The organism is Marisediminitalea lipolytica, from assembly GCF_001758465.1.
Taxonomy (GTDB): Bacteria; Pseudomonadota; Gammaproteobacteria; order Enterobacterales; family Alteromonadaceae; genus Alteromonas; species Alteromonas lipolytica.
The window spans coordinates 35,173-50,637 of record NZ_MJIC01000017.1 but is presented as its reverse complement, the minus strand read 5'-3'; the positions used below and the strand labels follow the sequence as shown (position 1 = coordinate 50,637).

Annotated in this window: 15 protein-coding genes; 4 read left to right on the top strand and 11 right to left on the bottom strand. The window is 49.2% G+C overall.

Features of this window, described 5'->3' with window-relative positions:
• Positions 1-62 precede the first annotated feature (62 nt).
• Positions 63-251, bottom strand: a complete 189-nt coding sequence (locus tag BFC17_RS20570) for a DUF2065 domain-containing protein (RefSeq protein ID WP_070178411.1) — start codon at positions 249-251, stop codon at positions 63-65.
• A gap of 106 nt (positions 252-357) precedes the next feature.
• Between BFC17_RS20570 and BFC17_RS20565 the strand changes: the two genes are divergently transcribed.
• Positions 358-774: a hypothetical protein gene (locus tag BFC17_RS20565; RefSeq protein WP_070178410.1), complete on the top strand. Its 417-nt coding sequence runs from the start codon at positions 358-360 to the stop codon at positions 772-774.
• Positions 775-784: 10 nt separating this feature from the next.
• Here the strand turns inward: BFC17_RS20565 and BFC17_RS20560 are convergent, their stop codons facing one another.
• On the bottom strand, positions 785-1,645 hold the full coding sequence (locus tag BFC17_RS20560) for a thioredoxin family protein (RefSeq protein WP_070178409.1): 861 nt from the start codon (positions 1,643-1,645) through the stop codon (positions 785-787).
• A gap of 120 nt (positions 1,646-1,765) precedes the next feature.
• Between BFC17_RS20560 and BFC17_RS20555 the strand changes: the two genes are divergently transcribed.
• The gene (locus BFC17_RS20555) at positions 1,766-2,077 is read left to right on the top strand and encodes an Mpo1-like protein (RefSeq protein ID WP_070178408.1); all 312 of its coding nucleotides are present in this window, start codon (positions 1,766-1,768) and stop codon (positions 2,075-2,077) included.
• A 50-nt stretch (positions 2,078-2,127) separates the two neighbouring features.
• On the opposite strand, the gene BFC17_RS20550 is transcribed toward BFC17_RS20555, so the two are convergent.
• From BFC17_RS20550 to purE, 4 genes are all read right to left on the bottom strand, one after another.
• On the bottom strand, positions 2,128-3,240 hold the full coding sequence (locus BFC17_RS20550; protein WP_070178407.1) for a PQQ-dependent sugar dehydrogenase: 1,113 nt from the start codon (positions 3,238-3,240) through the stop codon (positions 2,128-2,130).
• Positions 3,241-3,335: 95 nt separating this feature from the next.
• Positions 3,336-3,815: a copper chaperone PCu(A)C gene (locus BFC17_RS20545; protein WP_070178406.1), complete on the bottom strand. Its 480-nt coding sequence runs from the start codon at positions 3,813-3,815 to the stop codon at positions 3,336-3,338.
• A gap of 58 nt (positions 3,816-3,873) precedes the next feature.
• The gene (locus tag BFC17_RS20540; protein WP_070178405.1) at positions 3,874-5,028 is read right to left on the bottom strand and encodes a 5-(carboxyamino)imidazole ribonucleotide synthase; all 1,155 of its coding nucleotides are present in this window, start codon (positions 5,026-5,028) and stop codon (positions 3,874-3,876) included.
• A gap of 2 nt (positions 5,029-5,030) precedes the next feature.
• Positions 5,031-5,516 carry a 5-(carboxyamino)imidazole ribonucleotide mutase gene (purE, locus tag BFC17_RS20535; protein WP_070178404.1) on the bottom strand — a complete coding sequence of 162 codons (486 nt, stop codon included), beginning with the start codon at positions 5,514-5,516 and terminating at the stop codon, positions 5,031-5,033.
• A gap of 240 nt (positions 5,517-5,756) precedes the next feature.
• On the opposite strand from purE, the gene BFC17_RS20530 reads away from it, so the two are divergent.
• A complete protein-coding gene (locus BFC17_RS20530) occupies positions 5,757-6,641 on the top strand; it encodes a LysR substrate-binding domain-containing protein (RefSeq protein WP_070178403.1) in 885 nt (294 codons plus the stop codon).
• Here BFC17_RS20530 and BFC17_RS20525 read toward each other — a convergent pair.
• From BFC17_RS20525 to trxA, 5 genes are all read right to left on the bottom strand, one after another.
• Positions 6,586-9,402 carry an ATP-binding protein gene (locus BFC17_RS20525; protein WP_070178402.1) on the bottom strand — a complete coding sequence of 939 codons (2,817 nt, stop codon included), beginning with the start codon at positions 9,400-9,402 and terminating at the stop codon, positions 6,586-6,588. The two genes, BFC17_RS20530 and BFC17_RS20525, sit on opposite strands and share 56 nt — an antisense overlap.
• Positions 9,403-9,408: 6 nt before the next feature.
• Positions 9,409-10,710, bottom strand: coding sequence for an amidohydrolase (locus BFC17_RS20520; protein WP_070178451.1), 1,302 nt, complete (start codon positions 10,708-10,710; stop codon positions 9,409-9,411).
• 102 nt (positions 10,711-10,812) lie between these two features.
• Positions 10,813-12,078 (bottom strand): transcription termination factor Rho, encoded by a 1,266-nt coding sequence (gene rho / locus BFC17_RS20515; protein ID WP_070178401.1) that lies wholly within the window; start codon positions 12,076-12,078, stop codon positions 10,813-10,815.
• A 204-nt stretch (positions 12,079-12,282) separates the two neighbouring features.
• A complete protein-coding gene (gene trhP, locus BFC17_RS20510; RefSeq protein WP_070178400.1) occupies positions 12,283-13,617 on the bottom strand; it encodes a prephenate-dependent tRNA uridine(34) hydroxylase TrhP in 1,335 nt (444 codons plus the stop codon).
• A 139-nt stretch (positions 13,618-13,756) separates the two neighbouring features.
• Positions 13,757-14,083: a thioredoxin TrxA gene (gene trxA, locus BFC17_RS20505; RefSeq protein ID WP_070178399.1), complete on the bottom strand. Its 327-nt coding sequence runs from the start codon at positions 14,081-14,083 to the stop codon at positions 13,757-13,759.
• Positions 14,084-14,183: 100 nt separating this feature from the next.
• Between trxA and rhlB the strand changes: the two genes are divergently transcribed.
• Complete coding sequence (rhlB, locus tag BFC17_RS20500; protein ID WP_070178398.1) at positions 14,184-15,458, top strand: ATP-dependent RNA helicase RhlB; 1,275 nt, start codon at positions 14,184-14,186, stop codon at positions 15,456-15,458.
• Positions 15,459-15,465 lie beyond the last annotated feature (7 nt).

Genomic DNA, 15,465 nt, shown 5'->3' with positions numbered 1-15,465 from the left:
ACTGATCATCTGTTTTGTGCACAAATATTCAGCTGACCAGTGATTATTTTACCCTGGAGCTGCTAATTCACTATAAAGTATAAACAAACTGAACCAATCACCACCAGAGTTCCGCCCATCTGGCGCAACTGATTAGGCTCGCTTTGCGCCACCTGTTGCAGATAAGCGCGCCACTTATTCGGCATCAGGAGTGGTCCTATTCCTTCAATAATCATAACCAGGGCCAAAGCAGCCCAAATCCAATCCGGCATACGTATCAAAAATTAACTAATCCGTCGCGTAATATACCAAAAATCTGGTCGGAGTTCGCCATTTAGGATATATACTTAAATGTAAGCCCATTAACGCGAGCAAATAATGTTATTTCCTAATCTTGGTCAATATAGCCTGACAGTATCCAATAATATGCTGGAGGTTTATGTGACCGGAGCCTGGGATATCAACATGGCAACAGATGTGGTCGAAGAAATGAAGTCAGTGGTTGAAGAGTTTAACGATCAACCCTGGGCCGCATTGATGGATTGCCGCCGCTGGGTATTGAGCACTCCCGAAAGTCAGGTCATTGTGCGCGAGAGCATTCTGCACAATATTCGTCACGGGTTAAGACGCTCAGCTTATGTGGTCGACAGTGGAAATGTAAAACGTGCTCAGCTGGCACGTACCCACCCGGAAATGAACTCAAGCGATCCCATGCTGGCTTTGTATAAGCGGGAATATTTCACCAATTATCTTGATGCCATAAAATGGCTCAGGGCGGAAGGATTTGAGCCCTGAGCAGATTGGTTTAATACATCAGGCTGTAGACCTTGCGACGATAAGCCGATTTAAGCGAATCACCGTCAGGCAGGGCGTTGATAATATCCAGAATCAGTTTCTTAGCTTCACCAAAGCCAAAGTCTTTGAGCAGTACACCATGCAGCAACTCCAGCGCTTCTTCGTAGCGCTGTACCTGATACATCGCCACAGCCAAATCCACTTTCACCTGTAAATCATCGGGGTTGGCTTCGGCTTGTTCCTGTAACGCTCGAATTTCCGGCGTATCAGCTGCCTGCTCCGCCAGCTCAACTTTACCCTGCAAAGTATGATAACGCTGATCCTGATCCACCAGCTTAATCTCTTCCAGCAGGCCTTTAGCCACTGGCACCGCGCCGGTTTCAATTAAGCAATCAATGTACAGGTATTTACTGTCGATATTGTCCGGGTTAATTTCAAACGCCTGCTTGGCCAGCGGGAAAGCCCCGGAGTAATCACCAGCGCCAATCAGTTCGGCTGCCTTAGCCAGATATTCGTCTTCCGGGTTCGGCAGGTATTTACCCAACATGGCGCGAATTTCGATTTCGGGCTGAATACCAGCAAAACCATCTACCGGCTGGGCATCTTTTACCACCATGACAGTGGGTAAATTACGAATACCAAACTGCGCCGCAACTTCTTGCTGACGATCGCAGTCAACCCGGGCAAGCAACAAGGAATCCGGGTAATCGCCGGCAATGCGCTCCATAACCGGCTGCAACTCCTGGCAAGGCTCATAGCCCTGGGCCCAAAACTCGATAAGTACGATTTTCTCTTTGGAGACCTCCAGAATGACCTGCTGGAAGTTTTCGACCGTTAAATCGACGATGTTATTCGACATCATTTGCTGCATGCTTAGTTCGCCTGTGTTCTTTCAATAGGATATGCCAGTGTATATGGGCGCATTGGCGCTAATTACAAGCCCTGACAGGCAAATGCTACACTAACCTGGTGAAATTACTAAGGCGAAATAATGACAACAACCAAACGCTTCTCCTCATTTGGCGACTTTTATCCTTATTACCTCAGTGAACATCAGAATCAGACCTGTCGGCGCCTGCATTTTATCGGCTCAACGCTGGTGCTCGCACTGCTGTTACTGAGCGTCGCCAGCCAACAATGGATGCTGTTGTGGCTGCTCCCGTTTGCTGGCTATGGGTTTGCCTGGCTGGGACACTTCGCGTTTGAAAAAAATAAGCCCGCTACCTTTCGGTACCCGTTGTACAGCCTGATGGGTGACTGGGTGATGTATAAAGATATCCTGCTCGGCAGAATTAAACTTTAGCCACAGGCTCGGGATTAAATTAATCAGGGCTACCGAAGTAGCCCTGAGTGCTATTGCGCTGGCATCACCTGCAACAATTTTCCGTTATCTTCGTCGGTCAGCAGGTATATCATGCCATTCGGCCCCACTTCCACGTCGCGAATTCGTTCGTTGCGGTCGCGCAGGTATTCAGTCTGACTTTCCACTTCACCGGTCTCATTGAAACTGATTCGGCGTAAATGGCGGAATTTCAATGCGCCTACCAGCAGGTCACCCTGCCAGTCTTTAAACAAGTCGCCGTGGTAAAATGTCATGCCACTGGGGGCGATAGAGGGGTCCCAGTACAGCACTGGCTGTTCCATGCCTTGCTGCGCCGTTTTATCTGAGATAATACTGCCGTTATAGTCAATGCCGTAGGTGATAACCGGCCAGCCATAATTATTGCCGGCTTTGATCAGGTTAACTTCATCACCGCCTTTTGGCCCGTGCTCCATGGCCCATACCTCGCCGGTTTGCAGGTGAATGGTTAACCCCTGGACGTTGCGGTGGCCGTAGCTATACACCTCGGGGGCTTTACCGTCGGCAAAAGGATTGTCAGCGGGGACGCTGCCATCGCTTTTGATGCGCACAATCTTACCGTAATGATTAGCCGGATTTTGTGCTTCTTTCATGTATTTGTATCGGTCACCCAGGGTGACGAACAGATGATTACTTTGATCGAAAGCCAGACGACAGCCAAAGTGAAAGCCATTATCCACTACCGAATCGGCAACAAAAATATCCTTAACATCAGTCAGGCCGTTAGCATTCAGCGTTGCCTTTGCCACGCTGGAACTGCTGCCGCCTGTCGTGGGCCTGGAATAACAAAAGTAGATCTGCTGGTTATTAGCAAAATCAGGATCGACGGTGATATCCAGTAACCCACCCTGATTAGCCGCTGCCACTGCTGGTACGCCATCCAGAGGTTTGCTCAGGCCAGTAGCAAAATTAAACCGCCGTATCTGGCCGCTGCGTTCGGTAATGAGCATTTCTCCAGAGGGTAAAAAAGTCATCCCCCAGGGATGGTCTAACCCTGTGGCCAGTTCATTAACAGCTAGTTTTTCTGCCGCCTGGCTGCTAAAGGCGACAGCACCGGCAATAGCCAGTGCTGTGAGTTTTGCTACAGGTAAATGAGGTCGCTTCATCGTCGTCTCTTATTGTTGTTTTAGTTTCTAATCGTAATTCTTATAGCGATATCGCACTGATTTGGATTACCTCACATCAGGCCGACGCCACGTTTTTAGTGGTGGTGATGCTCGCTAGGTTTACCCTGTGTGCCCACCGTAACTTCGATGGTTTTACTGATGTCACCGGCAAAATCCAGCGTCAGATTAAAGGTGTTGCCTGATTTGAGGGGGTTAACCAATCCCATCAGCATAACGTGATAACCACCTGGCTTAAACTCAATCATGTCGCCGGAGGCGATCTCAAGACCCTCAGTGACCTGGCGCATCTTCATCATATCCCCGTCCATAATGGTCGTATGGATTTGTGCTTCTGATGCCACACTGCCATCAACCTGAACACCAGTTAAAGTTAGCGAGTGTTCACCATGGTTCATAATGGTCAGATAGACAGCAGCGGTGGTTGCCATGGCAAAGGTCGCTCTGGCGCTCGCATTATGCACCATCACGCCATGGTCCATGGCCGCCTGAGCAGGCATCATCAACTGTAATGACAGTGCCAGTAATAAGGTTTTTCCATAGCGTTTGATATTCATATCGACTCCGATACTCTGCACCAAAAAAAGACCTCACATAAAGTGAGGTCCGGTTGTTCTAGTTGCTGGCAGCCAGCCTTGCGGCTTCTTCCTGCAATTGGGGAAAGTGCTCCAGGGATAGATAACCAGCCAGAGCGGACAGCTTTTCACCCAGCGCCGCATAGTCCGATGCGGTTACATTGATGTGGCCCATTTTTCGTTTTGGCCGCACGGTTTTACCGTACCAGTGCAAATGTGTACCACCAATGCCAAGCAGAGCAAGTTTGTGATCGTCGCAGCCAATAATATTGATCATTGCACTGACGGAGGCTTCACCACCGGTATTCACTGCCAGTCCTAAAGGTAAATCCAGCACCGCACGCAGATTATTCTCAAACTGACTGGTTGGCGATCCTGCCTGACTCCAGTGTCCCGAGTTATGAACGCGTGGCGCTAATTCGTTAACCAGCAGCTCATCACCGCACTGGAATAACTCCACCGCCAGTACGCCAACATAGTCCATACCGTTAACCAGTTTGGTAAAGATGTCACACGCCTGCTCAGTCAGCGCTTCAGTACTATTAGTTGCTGGCGCTACTGAGACGTGTAGTTGTCCTTCATGATGAAGATTTTCTGCCAGCGGATAAACCACCACTTCACCGCTTTTGCTGCGGGCGCCGATGAGGGACACTTCGCGGTCGAAATTCAGCATTTTTTCAACCACCAGGGGCACGGCTTGCAGATCAAGATTAGCCAGTTGCGTTTTTAACGCCGGCAGGTCTGATGCGGCTTTTAAACGCCACTGACCGTAGCCATCATAACCATCACGGCTGGCTTTGATGATCAAACGTTCACCGAGTCGGGCAACACATTCGTCCAGCTGAGCCAGGTCATCCACAATTTGATAAGGGCAGTTAGGGATATCCAGGCCACTCAGCAATTGTTTTTCGCGCACCCGATCAGCGCCTACCAGAATCGCTTCAATGCCGGGATACAACTTACCCGATGCCTGCGCTTGTTCCAGCAGTGTTTCAGGTACATGTTCAAACTCTACGGTCAGCGCGTCGGCCAGCTCAATAGCTTGTTCGAGCGTACAGTCCAGCGGGCTTTTGCTCACCGGATGAACCACGGTGTTGTTGTTTACATCTACCGCCATCACGTTAATACCCAGCGCTGCACCGTCCAGATACATCATTTGTGCCAGCTGACCAGCACCATATACCAGCACCTGCATATTTACAGCTCCAGTTTGCCGTTAGCCAGTACAGTGTCAGTTTGCGCTTTGCGGAAGGCAATAATAGCTTCTCTGACCGCCGGGTCCTGCAAAGCAACCACCTGCGCAGCCAGCAAGCCGGCATTAGCGGCACCCGCTTCGCCAATGGCCAGGGTGCCCACAGCAACACCTTTCGGCATTTGTACAATAGACAATAATGAGTCGAGGCCATTAAGTGCTTTTGATTTTACCGGACAGCCGAATACCGGCAGATGCGTATGTGCAGCAATCATACCTGGCAAGTGAGCCGCGCCGCCGGCGCCAGCGATAATGGCGCAAAAGCCATTTTGTTCAGCTTGTTCAGCAAATTCGACTAACAGATTAGGAGTACGGTGAGCCGAGACAACCTGTGCCTCAAATTCAACACCAAATTGCTTGAGCATTACTGCCGCGTTTTGCATAGTCGGCCAATCAGAGGTTGACCCCATTACAATTGCGATTTTTGCCATTTTGCAGTCCTCACAGACTTTGCGTTAACCATTAGCTTCAGCGTTACGTTGAGCTGTGCTTGAAAAGCGGTCGATGTTAGCTCATTTTCGCCCGTTTGCCCATAGGTTGCGACTATTTGTCAGCAATTGTGCTGCGCCTCTTCCGGTTAATTTAAAACTTTGCAGGTTTTATTTTTACTATAGATAGAAATAAATTAATTTTTAGTATATTTTTATTTTAACTATCTTATTGGATGTCCTATGAATACACTGACCTTTAGACTGCTTGAAGTTTTTCAGCAAGTTGTTGATTGCGGCTCAGTCACCGCCGCCTCGAATGCGTTGCAGTTGTCACAACCAACGGTTTCCCTGCAATTAAAGAAACTCAACAGCATTATAGGCTTACCATTAATTGAGCACTTTCAGGGCAATGTGCAACTCACCGAAGCCGGTGCCGCCGTGTATCGCTGCGCCCAGGAAATTCTGTCTTCACAGGACAAGTTGAAAAGCCAGATCAGCGCATTACAAGGCGTAGAGGTAGGCTCATTAAAGCTCGCGGTTGTAACCACGGCTAAGTACATTATACCGCCTTTGTTAAGCCCTTTTTGTAAGCAACACCCCAATATTGACGTACGCTTTACCGTAGGTAACCGTGAACAGATTGCCGAACGTTTGATGCAAAACCGCGACGATTTGTATATTTTTACCTACCCGCCAGAAGACGATGAACTCATTTGTGAGCCTTTCCTGGCCAACCCGCTGGTAGTGATTGCTCCGAGTGATTATGACGGCCCGGATAACTGTGCGCTGAGCGACCTTACCGACGCCAAGTTCTTGTTAAGGGAGCGAGGCAGCGGCACCAGGCGAACCCTTGATGACTACTGCGATAAGCATGGCGTCACCTTCAGAAATACGATGATTATTGAAAGTAACGAAGCTATCCGCCTGGCAGTATCTGCGGGGCTGGGCCTGGCCGTTCTTTCTCAGCATACGTTGGATCAGGCCACTGCCGACAGCGTAAAGGTGCTCACTGTTAAAGACTTCCCGATTCAAAGCACATGGCAGGTAGTGACTAACCGCCGTCGCCCAATCAGTCTTTCAGCTCAGGCGTTTCGGGAATCTCTGCTTGAGAACCGACGTAGCTGATAATGGTTTTGAGTAAGCTGGTGCGTCTGACCGGCTTACTCAAATAATCATTCATTCCTGCACTGAGGCACGCTTTGCGGTCGTCTTCAAAAGCATTTGCCGTTAACGCTATTACCGGCACTTCAGCTTTGCTACCGGGCAAATCACGAATAGCTCGAGTGGCAGAAAAGCCATCCATTACCGGCATCTGACAATCCATCAGCACCAGGTTAAAATCGAACCGCGACAAAATTTCCAGCGCTTCGGCACCATCTTTGGCTCGCAAGCACTTCACTTTGACGTCTTTCAGCATATCCAGAATAATTTCAGCATTAATGTCGTTGTCTTCGACAACCAGTATTTTGAGCCCCGCGGGCAACACAAATGACGACTGCTGTGTATCTTCAATCTGTTGTGTTGTGGTGGCTAATGGAAGCTTAACAATAAACTCACTGCCCTTCTCCCGTTCGCTGTTAAGCGTAATATCACCATCCATTAATTCCACCAACTTACTGGTGATCGATAATCCAAGTCCGGTGCCGCTAAACTGTCGGGAGCTGGAGGCATCAGCCTGGACAAACTGCTCAAAAATGAGCTTTGCATCTTTTGCCGATATGCCTATGCCAGTGTCCTTCACCGAAATAATCAGCTGTCCCTGCTGGTAAGACACTTGAATTAGCACCCCGCCAAGGGACGTGAATTTAACCGCATTACTTAACAGATTATTTAAAATCTGACTTATTTTACCGGCATCGCCCAGTAGCACAGGTGGCAAATTGTTGTCCCAGCTCACTTCCAAACTTATTTGCTTCCGACTTGCCGCCTGGCGGTGAATATCAGCACAGGCCTGAATCACCTGCCGGGGAGCAAAAGGATGGCGTGTTACTTTCATTTTGCCAGCTTCAATTTTAGACCAGTCGAGAATACTATCGAGGATCAGCAGCAGATTATTGGCTGACTGAACAATGACCTGCACCCGTCTTTTGATATCATCCCGTAGCGGCTGTTCCAACAGATTTTCGCAAGTACCGAGAATACCGTTCATGGGTGTGCGGATTTCGTGTGACATATTAGCCAGAAACTGTGACTTGGAGACACTGGCCGCCTCGGCCTGTGCCAGCGCCTGAATCAGTGAGGCAGTTTTTTCTTCCACCCGCTCGGTTAGCGTCAGGTTAAGTTGTTCAAGTTCTTCATTTAGCGTACGCTGGCGTTGTCGGGAGCTGGTCAGCTCGTCAAATGCGCTGACCAGACGCTCACCCAACTCGCTGAATTCCTCGGCCAGGCCAGAAATCTCTTTGAGTTGCAGGCTGTCTTTATTAAACGAATGAATAGGAATGGGATTTTCCGGAGAGTACCCGGCAAAGGTTTTCATTAACTCCCGGATAGGACGGGAGAACACCCGGGCAACTCGCCCCCCCAGGACAATCCCAACCAGCGCTAAAAAAATCAGTAAAACAATCGCCCACTGCAGGTAATTCACGCTCATCGCCCTGTAGCTGCTGATTTCAAACAGCATAGTCACTTTCCAGCCGGATACATCATCGCGGGTGCTGGCGATAAACCATTCACGGCCCAGTGCCTGCTCACGCATAAAACAACTGTTCCTGGTGCATTCAGGTAATTCCGGACGAGCCAAAACATCCAGCCGCAATTCTGGAGAGGCGTAAACCAGCTTGTCGTTACGGTCCTGATAAATACTCCAAAACAGCGGTAGATTGCGGCTGTCGTACTCAACAAAACTACTTAGATTCAGCGAGCCCTCCAATATGCCGGCAAACTGCCCGCTGGCATCATAAAGTGGGCTGGAGATAGCGACGATAGGATCATTACCGAATCCGCGCCCCTCAAAAACTTCGGAGACAAACACGTCGACACCAGACTCAGCCTGCTTAAAATATTCTCGCTGAGCCACATTTGCCTGATTCAACCGCTTTGCCCGGGTAAGCAGATTGGTTGGGTAAGAATGGCTAATACTGCCGTGCCTGTCCGCCACTAAAAAGGTCAGGAACTCAGGATACTCCCGGGCCAGGTTAGACAGGGTTTCCGCTGCCATCGCATCCAGCGGCGCACCGTGCTTTTGGGCCAGCGTCATGGTTTTCGCGGTATTACTGATTGCCCCGGCATGATGGTCTAAAAAGTTTCTCAGCTCAGTGGTCATAACCTGAGCACGTTGCTCCATGTAAGATTCTACCTGGTTAGCCTGCTGCCGTTGCAGTTGCCCCACATGCACATAAGTGATAATCAGTACAACAAAGAAAAACAGCGAGGCAAACATATACCGAAACAGTGTCTCAGCATTAAAATGCAGCACATAATCCAATGGCAGGTACCGGATTAGCACCAAAAAGAGCAAATGGCCAAACAGGCAACAAAAAATACCGCTTAGCCAGGTGATAGAATGTGCCGTTAGCGCCAGGCTAAACTCACTGTGGTAAGCGGCATACACAAACACGATATACACCGGCAGAATCAAACCACTCCACCAGCCTATGCCCAGCTTTAGCGGACTTAGCACGTCATCCTTTTTATACAGCGCCGCGATTAGCAACGGTTGTAATGCCAGAAAAACAATCAGAAGCGGCGAGTCATGATGTATCAGCAAGACCCCGTAGACCATCAGGGTGACCAGCAGAGTGAGGTAAAATGGAAAAAGTAACGCCGCCGTGATGGCAAATCCACCGCCAAAAAATACCAGCCCGCCACTCTCCAGTGGAGCGGGCAGTAAATTAAGAGCGGCCCCGGCCAGCGCCAGGGTCAATGCCAGCAGAATACGGTTTAACATAGAGTGTTAGTCGTTGTGTGCATCCATGTAATCGAGCGTCAGATTGGTCAGCACTTTTACGCCTAGTTTCATGCCCGCATCATCTACATAAAACTCCGGCGTATGGTGTGCTGGAGAATCTTCTACCGCCACATCCAGCGGCTTACCGCCTAACCACATAAACAGGCCAGGCACCTTTTCCTGATAAAACGAAAAATCTTCTGCGCCGGTCACAGGTTTAGCCAGAATAGTTTTATCCTTGCCCGCGGTGCGCTCAACTGTTGGGATCATCTTCGCAGTTAATGCCGGATCGTTGTAGGTAATCGGATAGTTGTAATCCAGTGGCAAGGTTAGCTCTGCAGTAGCGCCCATGCTGTCGGCAATACCTTTCACTTTGCGGGCCATGGCCTCATAAACGTGCTCTCTCGCGGCGTGATTAAGGGTACGAATAGTGCCGACCATTTCCACTTCGTTGGGAATGATATTAGAACGGTTGCCACCATGGATGGAACCAATAGTCACAACCGCAGCATCATCGATGATTTTCAGTTCGCGGCTTACTATGGTTTGCAGCGACATTATCATTTGCGCCGCGGTCGTAATAGGGTCAACGCTCTTCCATGGATAAGCACCGTGGGCCTGCTTGCCATGAATAACTATCTTGAATGGGTCAACCGCCGCCATGGTTCCGCCAGAATTGTAGCTCACCGTACCGATGTCGTTGTTGGCGCTAATGTGCAAACCAAAAATCACATCGACGTCGGGGTTCTTTAACACACCTTCTTCAACCATCACTTCAGCCCCGCCCTTCTCGCCGGCAGGGGCGCCTTCTTCAGCTGGCTGGAAGATAAATTTCACTTTGCCGTGTAATTTGTCTTTCATCGAGGTCAGTACTGAGGCCGCCCCCATTAGCATGGCCATGTGGGTATCATGACCACAAGCATGCATCACCGGCACCTCGTTGCCATTGTATTCGCCGCGCTGCTCTGACCGCCATGGTAAGTCATTTTGTTCTGGTACAGGCAGGCCATCCATGTCAGCTCTTAATGCAACCACCGGACCAGGCTTGCCACTATCAAGCACAGCCACTACACCGGTTTTTGCAACACCGGTCTGAACATCCAAATCCAAAGAACGCAAAAAACGGGCAACGTACTCAGCGGTTTTGTATTCGCGGTTCGATAATTCGGGATATTCGTGGAGGTGATGACGCCAACTGATCACATCGGCTTCAATATCACTGGCCAGCTTATCGACTAATTTATCGGACTGGGCAAACGCTGACAGGGAAAATAACGGCAGGATAATCGCAATAGCGGCTCGGAACATAATTTTATCCATAAAAAAGAGATGAGTTACACTACCGCTTATTGCTAAAAATCACAAAAAAAACCGCTGAATGGCAGCGGTTTTTTGAGTCAATAAAAGTGACTAGCTTCTCTGACGCTTCATGGCATCGAAAAACTCATCATTTGTCTTTGTCATTGCCAGTTTATTGATAAGGAATTCCATGGCATCAATTTCGGACATTTCATGGACAATCTTACGCAGGATCCACATCTTCTGCAGTTCGTCCTGACTGGTCAGCAACTCTTCACGACGAGTACCAGAACGGTTAAAGTCGATAGCCGGGAACACGCGTTTTTCTGCAATCTTACGATTCAGGTGCAGTTCCATGTTACCAGTACCTTTAAACTCTTCGTAGATAACTTCGTCCATCTTAGAGCCGGTATCGATAAGGGCAGTCGCGATGATAGTTAAGCTACCGCCTTCTTCCACGTTACGTGCCGCACCAAAGAAACGTTTCGGTTTATGTAGCGCATTGGCATCCACACCACCGGTAAGTACTTTACCTGATGATGGGATTACGGTGTTGTAAGCACGGGCCAGACGGGTAATGGAGTCAAGCAGGATAACCACGTCTTTTTTGTGTTCAACCAGACGCTTAGCCTTTTCGATAACCATTTCAGCAACCTGTACGTGGCGGCTTGCTGGCTCATCAAAAGTCGAAGCAACCACTTCACCACGCACCAGACGGTGCATTTCAGTCACCTCTTCCGGACGCTCATCGATAAGCAATACCATCAGCTCACAATCAGGGTGGTTAGCCGCAATAGATTGCGCGATGTTTTGCAGTAACAACGTTTTACCCGCTTTCGGTGGCGCAACAATCAAACCACGCTGACCTTTACCAATAGGTGAAGCCAGGTCCAGTACACGTGCCGTAATATCTTCTGAAGAACCATTACCACGTTCCATGCGCAGACGTGAGTTAGCGTGCAGTGGGGTAAGGTTTTCGAAGAGAATTTTATTACGGGAGTTTTCTGGCTTGTCGAAGTTAACTTCGCGGATTTTTAACAGGGCAAAATAACGTTCGCTGTCTTTCGGCGGGCGAATCTTCCCGGCGATAGTGTCACCAGTGCGCAGGTTAAAGCGTCTGATCTGGCTGGGTGAAACATAAATATCATCTGGCCCGGCAAGGTAAGAAGAGTCCGCTGAGCGCAGGAAGCCGAAGCCGTCCTGGAGGATTTCCAGAACACCATCGCCAAAAATATCTTCGCCACTTTTAGCGTGGGATTTAAGGATCGAGAAAATAATGTCTTGTTTTCTCGCGCGGGCCATATTTTCGAGGCCCATTTCTTCGGCAAGGGCGACCAATTCGCTGATTGGTTTATTCTTAAGTTCCGTTAGATTCATACTGGTGGGTCTTTGTGCTTGAACGTCTTTATGGGAAATTCGTTAATTAATAGGGTAGTGCTTGTGCCCGGAAGCGGGCCAGTAAGGATGCCAGGTCTAGCCTAGACTCAGTAAAGGTAGCACCATATTTTACTATCGTCCAGACTAATTCCTGTAAATGTTAAAAAAAGATTGCGAAAGCCGTATGCGCCAGTTTTGGCGCTACTATGCAGGCACAGCTTCCTGTTGGTCAATACAGCGTAATAACATAGCCATCTGTGGCTGATAACCACGAATAGCCGGAATTTTTACCTGATATCCACTGCCGGGAGCGACTAGCAGCGCTTCGCCCAGCTGCGAATACAACTCCTGAATTTTTACTTCAGTATTGCCATCCGGGGTCATCACCTCAAGCTTGTCCTGCACACTGAAACGGTTTTTTACATCAACATACCACCAGCGGTTATCACCATGGGTCACCTCGCCCACCAGTTGGCGGGTATAGCTGGCTGAATTGCCTCGCGCATACTGCTGGTAATCCGCGTGATTATGGCGCTGTAAAAAGCCGTCGGTGTAACCACGGTTGGCCAGATGCTCCAGTTCCAGCAGCCAGTCCACATCAAAGTTTTCGCCGCGGCAGGCCGCCTCAATGGCTTTGCGATATACCTGAGCAGTTCGCGCGCAGTAGTAGAACGATTTAGTACGCCCCTCGATTTTGAGCGAGTCAACGCCGATTTCCACCAACCGTTGCACGTGCTGAATCGCCCGCAGGTCGCGGGAGTTCATGATATAAGTGCCATGTTCATCTTCGAACGCCGGCATAGGTTCATCCGGACGTTGTGGCTCTGTCAGTAAAAACGCCTGATCGGTTGGCGTACCCAGTCCCAGCGTCGGCTCTACCGCATCACGCGCCGGAATAAACTGACCAACACCGTCTTCGCTGGCGGGCGAGGCCTGGTATTCCCAGCGGCAGGCGTTAGTGCAAGCCCCCTGATTAGGGTCACGCTTATTAATATAGCCTGATAATAAACAGCGGCCGGAATACGCCATACATAAGGCCCCATGTACGAACACCTCAAGCTCAATATCCGGACAGCGCTGGCGGATCTCTTCGATTTCGTTTAAGCCCAGTTCCCGCGACAAGATCACACGCTTAATGCCCTGCTGCTGCCAGAACTTCACTGACGCCCAGTTAACGGCGTTAGCCTGAACTGACAAGTGAATTGGCAAATCCGGAAAGTGCTCACGGGTTAGCATTATAATGCCGGGATCAGACATGATCATCGCATCCGGATTGAGTGCCGCTACCGGCGCAAGATCCTTAACAAACGTTTGCAGCTTGGTATTGTGGGGCGCAATATTGTTGACAATATATAACTGCTTATTGTGCTCCCGGGTGTACTGCCTGGCTTCCTGCAATTTTTCGAGGGTAAATTCGTTATTGCGCACCCGCAAAGAATACCGGGGCTGTCCGGCATACACGGCGTCTGCACCATAACTCAGTGCATAGCGGAGGTTTTTCATTGACCCGGCGGGTGACAGTAATTCAGGTTTTCGCATGACGATACAACAGCCAATAATAAAAGGACGGAAATATACCTGAGCCCCCCAGGCCGAATATTAACCGAGATCAAAAAAACCGATTTTCAGACACAAAAAAACCGGCCTCGGCCGGTTTTCGCTTAACGATTTACATCGATTAGATGTTGTCGTTCAGGAACTCAGTCAGTTGCGTTTTTGATAAAGCGCCAACTTTGGTTGCTGCAACGTTACCGCCTTTAAACAGCAGCAGCGTAGGGATACCACGGATACCGTATTTCGGCGGAGTTTCATTATTTTCATCGACATTCAGCTTGCCAACTGTTAACTTTCCTTCAAAGTCGGTTGCGATCTCTTCCAGAATAGGGGCAATCATTTTACACGGGCCACACCATTCGGCCCAGAAGTCAACCAGCACAGGACCTTCAGCATTGATAACATCTGCTTCGAACTTATCGTCAGTCAACTGGATAATTTTGTCGCTCATTCTTTTCTCCGTAATTGGTCTGTCGCTGATTTGTTTCAGCTCTACCATAAGTGTTATATAGAAAATGTTTTTTAATGCAAGCACTGATAAGCTATAAGCTATGCAAACAACTCATTTAACCGAAACACATTTTTCCGATTTACCCATCAATACAAAAGTCATTGATGCCTTAAATGCTGCAAATTTTACGCATTGTACACCAATTCAGGCGTTAAGCTTACCTCCTTTATTAGAAGGTAATGACATCGCCGGCCAGGCGCAAACCGGAACCGGTAAAACCATGGCATTTCTGGTCGCAACTTTCCACCACATTTTAAGCCGGGCAGAAAACCCCGAAGGTGAGAAAGCAGGCCCTAAAGCTATTATTATGGCACCAACCCGGGAACTTGCCGTTCAAATTTATAATGATGCTGAATTGCTTAGTAAGCACACAGGACTTTCACTTGGTCTCATTTATGGGGGCGAAGGTTATCAAAGTCAACGTGATACCCTGGAGGAAGGGGTAGATATCATCATTGGTACGACGGGCCGCATCCTTGACTATTATAAGCAAGGTGTATTCTCACTGGAAAATATCCAGGTCGCCGTACTCGATGAAGCTGACCGGATGTTTGATCTGGGCTTTATCAAGGATATCCGCTTTTTATTCCGCCGTATGCCGCCGGCAGCCAACCGTTTAAGTATGCTATTTTCTGCCACCCTGAGCTATCGGGTACAGGAACTGGCTTACGAACACATGAACAATCCAACCCATGTGCAGGTTGAAGCTCAGCAAATGACCGCCAGTCGCGTGTCAGAAGAATTGTTTTATCCTTCAGATGACGACAAAATTAAACTGCTGCTTACGCTAATGGAAGAAGAATGGCCGGACAAAGCCATTGTTTTTGCAAACACCAAGCATGGCTGTGAACGCGTTGCCGACTGGCTGGAAGCCGATGGTCACCGCGTGGGCCTGCTTAGTGGCGACGTACCGCAGAAGAAGCGCCTTGGCATTCTTGAAGACTTTACCGGTGGCAACCTGGATATTCTGGTCGCAACCGACGTTGCTGCCCGTGGTCTGCACATCGAAGCGGTAACCCACGTCTTCAACTACGATTTACCCGATGACCCGGAAGATTATGTTCACCGGATTGGTCGGACTGGCCGTGCCGGTAAAAGCGGTGTTGCTATCAGCTTTGCCTGCGAAAAATATGCACTGAATTTGCCAGGCATCGAGAGCTATATTCAGCATGCGATTCCGGTAACAGAATATGTGCAGGACGCGCTACTGGACGACATCACGCCGCCCAAACCGCGCCAACGCAGACAGAATCGCCGCCCGTCTTCACGTCGAAACGGCTCTGGCAACAAACGTCCGCATCACAAAAAGAATTAATACCGTA